The 3,516-nt window shown below is 34.0% G+C and carries 1 protein-coding gene and 1 pseudogene; both read left to right on the forward strand.

The features are described from left to right. Positions 1–1,178: 1,178 nt before the first annotated feature. Positions 1,179–1,508, forward strand: coding sequence for a hypothetical protein (locus ACFIO3_RS10155; protein WP_375606814.1), 330 nt, complete (start codon positions 1,179–1,181; stop codon positions 1,506–1,508). A gap of 1,475 nt (positions 1,509–2,983) precedes the next feature. Then, positions 2,984–3,516: pseudogene (locus ACFIO3_RS10160) on the forward strand (hemin-binding protein E); the annotation flags it as partial.

Genomic DNA, 3,516 nt, shown 5'->3' on the forward strand with positions numbered 1-3,516 from the left:
ATTGGCTTTTAAATGGAGTTAATTATTGATGTGAGAGGGCAAAATGCTTGTACATTATGGGCATTTTATCCTCTCATCTTTACCATCATTTTTAATTCTGCTTTACGACTTTCAAAAGTATTTAAAGCAATGTCTGTTAAATAATAGAGATTACGCATTGCCTCATGCTTTTGTTTCTCATGTTTTTAATGGATTTACGTTTTTCGTGTGAAACAGAACGCCCTAAACGGAATATGTTTGTGTTGCTAATTCATGTGCTTTTTTAAAGAAACCGGCACCAAAGTCCATTTTACAGGGGCGCTTATGAATGGTATAACGATAAAGCCTCCAATACCAATATAAAATCTATTGAACACTACCATCTTACGCTTATAGAGTTAACAAGCTGCTACTATCACACATTTTGCCAACACCCAATTTTGCGATAACCCTTGGCACTAGAGACGATTCATAAAAGGCATTTTTAGTCCTTTATTGTACAGCTTCACTCCACATAGGCTTCCCCACTTGTAATGTACAAACAAATGGTTTTGGTTGATTCAACATGAGGAAGATTTGGAATGAAAGGGTTTTTATGGTATTCGGAGTTCTAATTTAATCTGGATAACGATATATTATCATTATAAATAAATATGTTATATGATTAATATATAAAGACAACCATGATTATACTGAACAATGCAAAGAACGACACCTAGAAACAAATTAGCAAGGAATATGCTTTTACCAAATTAAAATGTTATAATAACTTTTGCGTTTAAATGGCCTCATAAGATAAAACTTCTTTTTTCAAGAGTCTTATCCATATATCAACCTCATTTATGACATGTAAGCGAATAATTTTGCTTAATGTATCATGAGCGAATTTAAAATAAGATAATCTTATGATACTGAGAGCGCTCATTCGATAGGGGGGGATTATAAATCAATATGTTGATATGACATTTGTGTATTTTATTCTCCCTAGACGATATTTTGTGCTTTTATGCATTGCCAAACAAGTGATTTCTATGTTTGTAAAGTGGGGCAATTTGCATTTATTTTAAAATTAAAATGTTTCAAAGCTTTGTTTTTTGAGGATTCTCACTTTTTATCTATAAACATGCTATTTTTTCTGGAAATTTGCAATGAAGACACTAGGTAAAATCCATTATGGATATTTCTACGAGGTTAAATTTATGAACATAAAATATTTTATGACAACTTTTGCTACGTTTGCTTCAATCTCTGTAGCTCAGGGTGCTTCTTTCTTGTTTTCTCAAAAGTTAATACAGGACATATCTACGATTGTTCTTCCTAGAGATCTTTTTTCTAGTGAACAATTGAGCAAGATCTTCTCTGAAGTTGTTCAAATGGAACTTTCTTGCACGAATAACAACCAATGCATAACAACAGCTAAGTTAGTCCCTGTGTTACATTCTGGTAAAAAAAGAGGTCATTATCCTAAAAAAGGATTAGGGAAAGGAAGACGACCAGACTTATTTAGACGAAGTCCAATGAGTTATTAAAAAGTAAAAAAAACAGCATCAAGAGGTCTAACGTATGATCGGGAATTGAAGAGAGGAGATATTTTTTATCATTTGAAAAGTGGAGGAGCAGTTGTTCGCAAAGGGTATTATAATTGTGTACGGAGGGGGGAAGAGTACTATTTGGAAAAGATATGGGGAAGTGGATTTCGGTGCAAGAATACTCTATATAATGGCAATCGCTCGTTACAAAATTCATGGATTTGGATAAATATAGCCTCCGGATTTTGGGTTGCGCTATTATGCTGTAAATACTGTCATTTTAAGCGTGACTATACAGTGCATATCAAACTCCTTGATAAGAGTGTTTTTAGAATAGGGCTTGTCCAGAGGGAGCATTTAGTTAAGTGAATCACATGGGGAAGGAGCTAAGAAAAATTCTTTCGACAAGAAACTAAGCTGTTTGCAGAGAGGATTTGAGAGGATACTTCATCAAAATCAAGTGAAAAAACAAAAATGTTAAACTTTTGATCTTTGATGGTATGCTTCGACTACAGATATGAAATATTCATTTGTCTATGATTCAAAATATCAGATATTTTTTCTGCCAAATTCATGATTTTTAAAGCAAGGTGTGGTTTGAAAACTTTAAGAAAGATTTCTCATTTTTTCAGCTCTAAGGATATTTCTATATAAGTTTTAATGTTTATCATACCGGTTGTCTGTCTTTAGGCATTTTTTTCAATTTAGTCTTGTAAAGAAGTATGAAATGATAGCCTACAAATAATGCTGAAGCTCTGGAAAAGATTTTCTAGAAAGTTAAGCAGAAGCGTAAGTATTTCAAAAAATAATAAATGCCTAATTAAAACAAAGAGCATGTGTGATGAAATTGCATGTAATTTTGTTGCAGTCCATAGGGTAGTGGAGATCTTGTTTTGTGCGATACAAGCATTCTTTACAATGATGAAAAAACAATCAAAGAGCTATTCACATTTTGTTATGCGAACGATGAAGCTAAAAACGTTGTTTGTATGAATTTAAATAGAACGGTTGCATTTGGCTGTTCTCAATATTTTAACAGTTCTCGCTATTTTTGATATTGAGAGTATTCATAGGTGGCATTTTAGCCTTTAATAGTTTTATTTATCCACACACATTTGCTCTTTTGTGATGTGCAGGGGAATGGTTTTCGTTATTTTAATATAAATGAGAGCATCTTCAATAGTGCAGGTGAGCTATAAAAGACAATCTTTCATAGCCATAGTACATGCTTTACACGGAGGGTTCTGTGACGCAGTTTTTTGCAAAATTTATAAAGGAGAGCAAATGTGACAAGAGAAAATCATTTATGCAGTGGCATAGTTTAATTCTTATTTATTACAGATCAAGCAATTAAGGGTGCTTTGATTGGCTTTTTGTTTTTTTTATAAGTGTATCATTTTTGCTACAGATATCTGAAGATGGAGCTCTATATGAAATGGTGTGTTCAAATAAATATTCAGCTATGGAGAGAAAATATGAATATGAAATGGTTAATAACAGCTTCTGCTTTCGCTTTTGTTTCAGCTTCAGCAGCACAAGCAGCAGATGTTATTGTTCCCCCAAGTCCAACACCTGTTGCTCCCGTTATTGTTGCTCCAACTTTTTCTTGGACAGGTTTTTATGTTGGGGGCCAGATTGGTGGTTTTTCGGGTAAAACGAAAATGGATATTCTCAGTAACGGAAAAAAGATTCCAGTGCCTGATGACCTTTTGCCTAAACTCTCTGGTTTCATGGGTGGTCTTTACGCAGGTTCCAACGTTGATCTTGGTAATGGCCTTATTCTAGGTGTTGATACAGATATCATGTGGTCTAATAAAGATGACACGAAGACAGGAAAAACATATGTCATTGCCCCAGAACACATCAATTATATTAACAAGGTATTAAAAGACGCTGCAATTAATATTGGTAAAGATGCGCTTAAACCTGGCGCTAAACGAACCCACAGTTTCACTTTTAAAGAAAAGTGGGCTGGTGCAACGCGCGTGCGTATTGGTTTTGCAGCTGA

The organism is Bartonella sp. AD328YNZD, assembly GCF_042196425.1.